This window comes from Ruminococcus sp. (assembly GCF_017650195.1).
Taxonomy (GTDB): Bacteria; Bacillota; Clostridia; order Oscillospirales; family Ruminococcaceae; genus Ruminococcus.
In genome coordinates this window covers 1-5,808 of the sequence record NZ_JAGCFH010000225.1, presented here as the reverse complement: position 1 = coordinate 5,808, position 5,808 = coordinate 1, and the positions used below count along the sequence as shown (strand labels likewise).

Below are 5,808 nucleotides of genomic sequence, written 5' to 3'. Positions count from 1 at the left end.
TAACTCGAAGAAATCTGGGTTGTTCGCACACGACGACATTACCATAAATGAGGGATGGCTAAATATCAAGGGCGGCACCAACGGTATAAAGTCAAAAGGAACACTAAATATAAACGGCGGATATACTGTTATTTCCGGCGGCACCAAGGAGGACAAGAGCTCAATTTACTCTGAGAGTAGCTTCAGCTATACCGGCGGTTACATTTATGCGGCAGGAAACCGAGTATCAGAGCCAACATACTCCGAGGCTCCATTTATTATCCTTGATCTCGGCGTTACTGCGGCGGCAGGAAGCAACGTGGAAATGTTACTGAATGGTCAGAGAATGATATCTTTTGAACCTCATAACGATTTCCGTTGTCTGCTCATGATCGCCCCCGAGGTGAACAATGGCAGTACATTCCGTGCAAATGTTAACGGAGAAGGAAAAGATTTTACTGTTTCGGGAACAGATAATATATTCAGAATGAATTAACAAAAAACATTTTTTGCGAATTTTGTAAATAAGAGAAATCAGAAAACATATTCACAAAAAATTAACTCGAAAAATAGTGAAAAAACAGTCAAAAGTACATGATATTATATTTCTGTGTATTAATGTATATTGAAAAGTACGTAGATATGCAATATAATAATATCAGCAATTGAAGATATTTAGTTTTCAGCATCAAGTACCCTCCCCTCTCATGTGCTTGATATTGAGTAATATTTTCACTTGCACGCCATAGAAATAGTTTTGTCAAGTAATAAAACTAACCCCTTTCATTTGTAATTTTTTCATGTTTTCTATTCTCAATAACTTATTTTAACTTATTGTCTATGGCTCGGTCCACAGTGCTAAACGATGAAAATCGTTTGGGCCGATTTCTCCGCTCCTTGCGAGCGGAATTTTTTTACATTATGAAACTTGCGTGAAAGATTATATAATCTGCTTGACAAATTCAATAATCCGTGATATTATGTATATAACACAGAAGGGAAGTGATGTACTAATGAAAAAAAGCGTATACAGCCTCGTGCTTATGGATGACGTGATAAAGGCTGTTGACGAGCAGGCGTATCGTCTTGGTACGAGCCGCTCAAACCTAATAAATCAGATTCTTGCGGAGCGTCTTTCCTGCGTTACTCCAGAAATGCGTATGCGAGAGATATTTGATCAGGTGGCAGAGCTGGTGAGCAGCAGCTTTAGGATACAAGAGCAGCGCTCGCCTTCGTTAATGACTGTACGTACAGCTTTAGAGTATAAGTACAGACCAACTATAAACTATAAGGTAGAACTTGAACGTTCTCCCAAGGATTACATTGGTACCCTGAGAGTAAATATACGTACTCAGAGCGCAGCTCTGATAGATATGTTCCATAGTTTTTTCGCCTACAGAGCAAAGCTTGAAAATGCTTACCTTTCAAGACTTGGTGTAGGGAATTATAGCTGTGAGATAGGCGATGGCAGCTTCGCAAGAAGACTTATAAATACAGGTGTTCTCAGCGGAGAAAAGGCTGGAGAGGCTATAGGCGAGTACATCAAGAATCTTGATCATGCGGTGAAGACTTATTTTGCAGCTCCATCAGAGTTCGGGGAAAACGCCTCACTACTTGAAAAGAACTACCGGGCTCTGCTAAGCAGATATATTATTTAGAGAAATGAAGGCGTAAATAACTTTCTGTGTAGTTCGGGGCAATTATGAAAATGTCTGCCTGCCTTCAAACACAAAAAAGTTATATTCCCGTTGAAGAAAGTAAGGATAAATTTGAAATATTGTGACAGGAGGATATTATTATGAATGCAGAAAAATTGACTCAGAAGTCCGTTGATGCTGTAAGGAAGGCTCAAAGCATAGCTGTTATGCAGTCAAATTCGGTTATAGAGCCTGTACATCTGCTTGCTGGACTTGTACGACAGGAGAATGGACTTATCCCTCAGCTCTTAAAAAAGATGAATGTAGATGAGGATATCTTCGATAGCGAGATTGAGAAGAAGATAAACGGTCTCCCGAAGATAACAGGAAGCGGCAGAAGCAGTAATATAGGTATATCAGCAGAGTGCGACAGAGTGCTGACAAATGCTGAAGGAATAGCTTCAAATATGAAGGACGAGTTCGTTTCCGTTGAGCACCTTATGCTTGCTCTTATCGACTGCAAGGACAGGGAGGTATCACAGCTTTTCAGTACATTCAACATCACCAAGGACAGCTTTCTAAGTGCTCTTATGTCGGTAAGGGGAAATACCCGTGTTACTACGGAGAATCCTGAGGACACCTACGATGTGTTGACGAAGTACGGTCAGGAGCTTGTTGGGCTTGCCAGGCGAAACAAGCTTGACCCAGTTATTGGACGTGACAGTGAGATACGAAATGTTATCCGCATACTCTCAAGAAAGACGAAAAACAATCCTGTCCTCATTGGTGAGCCGGGCGTCGGAAAAACTGCTATCGCAGAAGGACTTGCCCTGCGTATCGTTGCGGGAGACGTTCCAGACAGCCTTAAGGACAGAAAGGTATTCTCCCTCGATATGGGTGCTCTCGTCGCAGGTGCAAAGTACAGAGGCGAGTTCGAGGAGCGTTTGAAGGCTGTACTCAATGAAATAAAAAATAGCAACGGTCAGATACTATTATTTATAGATGAGCTCCATACTATCGTAGGTGCAGGAAAAACAGACGGAGCTATGGATGCAGGCAACCTCTTAAAGCCTATGCTGGCAAGGGGTGAGCTTCACTGTATCGGTGCTACTACCCTTAACGAGTACCGCCAGTACATTGAGAAGGACCCTGCTCTCGAAAGACGTTTCCAGCCTGTTATGGTGGACGAGCCGAGCGTTGAGGATACTATTTCTATCCTACGTGGTCTGAAAGAGCGTTATGAGGTATTCCACGGTGTCAAGATAAGTGATAATGCGCTTATCTCTGCGGCTATGCTTTCAAACAGATATATAACCGATAGGTTCCTACCTGATAAGGCTATAGACCTTATTGATGAAGCATGTGCGACTATCCGTACAGAAATGGACTCCATGCCAACCGAGCTTGATGTTATCTCACGTAAGATAGTTCAGTTGGAAATCGAAGAAGCTGCCCTCAAAAAGGAAAGCGACAATATTTCTCAGGAGCATCTTGAGGATATACAGAAGGAACTTGCAGAGCTCCGTGAGAAGTTCAACAGCATGAAGGCAAAGTGGGAAAACGAAAAGAATGACATCTCCGCTGTGCAGAAGCTACGTGAAGAGATAGAGCGCACAGGAGGAGAGATAGACAAGGCAGAGCGCGAGTACGATCTTAACAAGGCTGCAGAGCTCAAATATGGTAAGTTGCCGCAGTTGCAGAAGGAGCTGGAGGAACTTGAAAAGCAGGCTGAGCATGATATTGAGAACGGCCGACTGCTCCGTGACAAGGTAACAGAGGACGAAATAGCAAAGATTGTATGCCGCTGGACAGGCATACCTGTTTCAAAGCTCATGGAGGGCGAAAAGGAAAAGATACTGGGCCTGGAAGGACTACTCCACAAGAGAGTCATCGGGCAGAACGAAGCTGTAACAAAGGTAAGCGAGGCTATACTCCGTTCTCGTGCAGGCATACAGGCTCCTGACAGACCTATAGGCTCATTCCTATTCCTAGGTCCTACAGGTGTAGGTAAAACAGAGCTTGCAAAGGCACTATCCGAAATACTTTTCGACGACGAAAAGAATATCATACGTATCGACATGAGCGAGTACATGGAGAAATTCAGTGTCAGCCGCCTGATAGGAGCGCCTCCCGGCTACGTAGGCTACGACGAAGGTGGTCAACTTACGGAAGCAGTCCGCAGAAAACCGTATTCAGTAGTGCTCTTCGACGAGATAGAAAAGGCTCACCCTGATGTGTTCAATATCCTTTTACAGGTTCTTGATGACGGACGAATAACTGATTCTCAGGGCAGAACAGTGGACTTTAAGAATACTATCATTATACTCACTTCAAACCTCGGTTCACCATATATATTGGAGGGTATTGACGCAAACGGAGAAATAACTGACGAAGCGAGAGCTCAGGTAGAGGGACTGCTCAAAACACAGTTCCGTCCAGAGTTCCTTAACCGTCTTGATGAGGTAATTTTCTACAAGCCTCTGGCTAAAACAGAGATAATAAAGATTGTAGACCTTATGTTGGCTGACCTTCAGAAGCGCCTTGAAGACAAGCATATTCGCATAAACGTTAGCGAAGCTGCCAAGAACTATATCGTTGAGTGTGGTTACGATCCGAACTTCGGCGCAAGACCGCTGAGAAGGTTCATACAGCGCAATGTGGAGACACTTGCGGCTAAGCGTATCATCGGTGGCAATCTTGCGGCAGGAGATGTAATTGATATCGACCTTGACGAAAACGGAAAGCTTGTGGCTGACTGATAAGAAGTTGTTTGAAAAAACACTTTCTATAACAGGGGCGAAATAGCATGAAATTCAATGCAAAACATTGAATATTTAAAAAAATTTTCAAAATCTGCGTTTTGCACAAAAACAGTCGCGTATTTTTGTGAGATATTTTTGTGAGTTGGAAGTTTAAGTGCAAGGGGCAAAAAAAGGAGCGCACAAAGTGCGCTCCAAGCTCTTTTGAGATGGAGAATTTGCCTGTATTACGTAGATTTAAAAGGGGAGTGCTTTTTGAAATTTATGCCGTTTGGAGCATTTTTCCTCATTGTGATAGTCCGTCATTCATAGTGGAGTTTTCCTTTATATTTCGGAATAAATTGACTATATTATACTGCAAGTAATATTTATATGCGGCAAAAAAATTTTCTTGAACGGAAAATAGGCAAATTCTCTGTCCGTTTTGAATAAAAAAGCCCTTGCAAATGGCTGTATATACGTCAATTTGTCTTTTTTTCATGAATTACTTGACAAATTGGAATAATGGGTATATAATTCTAATTGTAAAATCTTATTTTATGGAGGATACTAACCATGACAAAAACAGAATTAATCAGTGCAGTAGCTGATAAGGCTGACTTCACAAAGAAGAACGCTGAGACTGCTGTAAACGCAATCATCTCAACAATCACAGACGCTCTCGCTGGCGGTGAGAAGGTTTCTATCGTTGGATTTGGAACATTTGAGGTTCGTGACCGTAAGGCTAAGCAGGTCATCAATCCTCAGACAAAGAAGATGATGACTGCTCCTGCTTCAAAGGCTCCCGCTTTCAAGGCTGGCCAGGCACTTAAGAACGCTGTAAATAAGTAATTCTAAGGAGGATACTATCATGCCAGATAACAAGACTGCAGAAAAGAAAGTAGTAGAAACAGCTGCTGCTCCCGCTGAGGAGAAGAAGGCTTCCGCTGCTAAGAAGGCTCCCGCTGCTAAGAAGGCTCCCGCTGCTAAGAAGCCTGCTGAGAAGAAGGCTGTAGCTAAGAAGCCCGCAGCTAAGAAGCCTGCTGCTAAGAAGCCTGCTGCTAAGAAGCCTGCTGCTAAGAAGCCAGCTGCTAAGAAGCCAGCTGCTAAGAAGACTGCTGCAGCTGCCGTAGACAGCAAGGTAGTTATTCAGGCAATGGGTTCAGAGGTAAGCACTGCTGACCTTATTGCAAAGGCTACAAAGGCTTCCGGCGTTAAGAAGGCTGATAAGGTGGATATCTATATCAGACCTGACGTAAACAGAGTTTACTATGTTGTTAACGGCGATATCCTTGGCGATTTTAATCTCTTCTAAGAACGATAAGCTCCGCTTTATGCGGAGCTTTTTATTTATCATACTTTTTTGTATATGCTTGACGATAAAGGCTCTCACTAAGGAGAGCCTTTATCATATCTGTATCATGTTTTCTATCTCTTGACTTGTTATTTAAGTC

General features: G+C 42.8%; 5 protein-coding genes. All 5 read left to right on the top strand.

The window, feature by feature from the left end; translation table 11 throughout:
* Positions 1-475: carbohydrate-binding domain-containing protein (locus J6U00_RS10300; protein WP_296581570.1), on the top strand; the 475-nt coding region annotated here is incomplete at its 5' end.
* Positions 476-992: 517 nt separating this feature from the next.
* Positions 993-1,637: a hypothetical protein gene (locus J6U00_RS10295; protein ID WP_296581568.1), complete on the top strand. Its 645-nt coding sequence runs from the start codon at positions 993-995 to the stop codon at positions 1,635-1,637.
* Positions 1,638-1,777: 140 nt separating this feature from the next.
* The gene (gene clpB / locus J6U00_RS10290; RefSeq protein WP_296581567.1) at positions 1,778-4,375 is read left to right on the top strand and encodes an ATP-dependent chaperone ClpB; all 2,598 of its coding nucleotides are present in this window, start codon (positions 1,778-1,780) and stop codon (positions 4,373-4,375) included.
* 555 nt (positions 4,376-4,930) lie between these two features.
* On the top strand, positions 4,931-5,206 hold the full coding sequence (locus J6U00_RS10285; protein WP_294752033.1) for an HU family DNA-binding protein: 276 nt from the start codon (positions 4,931-4,933) through the stop codon (positions 5,204-5,206).
* A gap of 19 nt (positions 5,207-5,225) precedes the next feature.
* A complete protein-coding gene (locus tag J6U00_RS10280; protein ID WP_296581566.1) occupies positions 5,226-5,669 on the top strand; it encodes a DUF6465 family protein in 444 nt (147 codons plus the stop codon).
* The last annotated feature ends 139 nt before the right edge of the window (positions 5,670-5,808 follow it).

What these genes read in the sequence shown, in the direction of transcription:
- J6U00_RS10295 (WP_296581568.1), top strand. Translation starts at nt 993, where the DNA reads ATGAAAAAAAGCGTATACAGCCTCGTGCTTATGGATGACGTGATAAAG.
- J6U00_RS10280 (WP_296581566.1), top strand. Translation starts at nt 5,226, where the DNA reads ATGCCAGATAACAAGACTGCAGAAAAGAAAGTAGTAGAAACAGCTGCT.
- clpB (WP_296581567.1), top strand. Translation starts at nt 1,778, where the DNA reads ATGAATGCAGAAAAATTGACTCAGAAGTCCGTTGATGCTGTAAGGAAG.
- J6U00_RS10285 (WP_294752033.1), top strand. Translation starts at nt 4,931, where the DNA reads ATGACAAAAACAGAATTAATCAGTGCAGTAGCTGATAAGGCTGACTTC.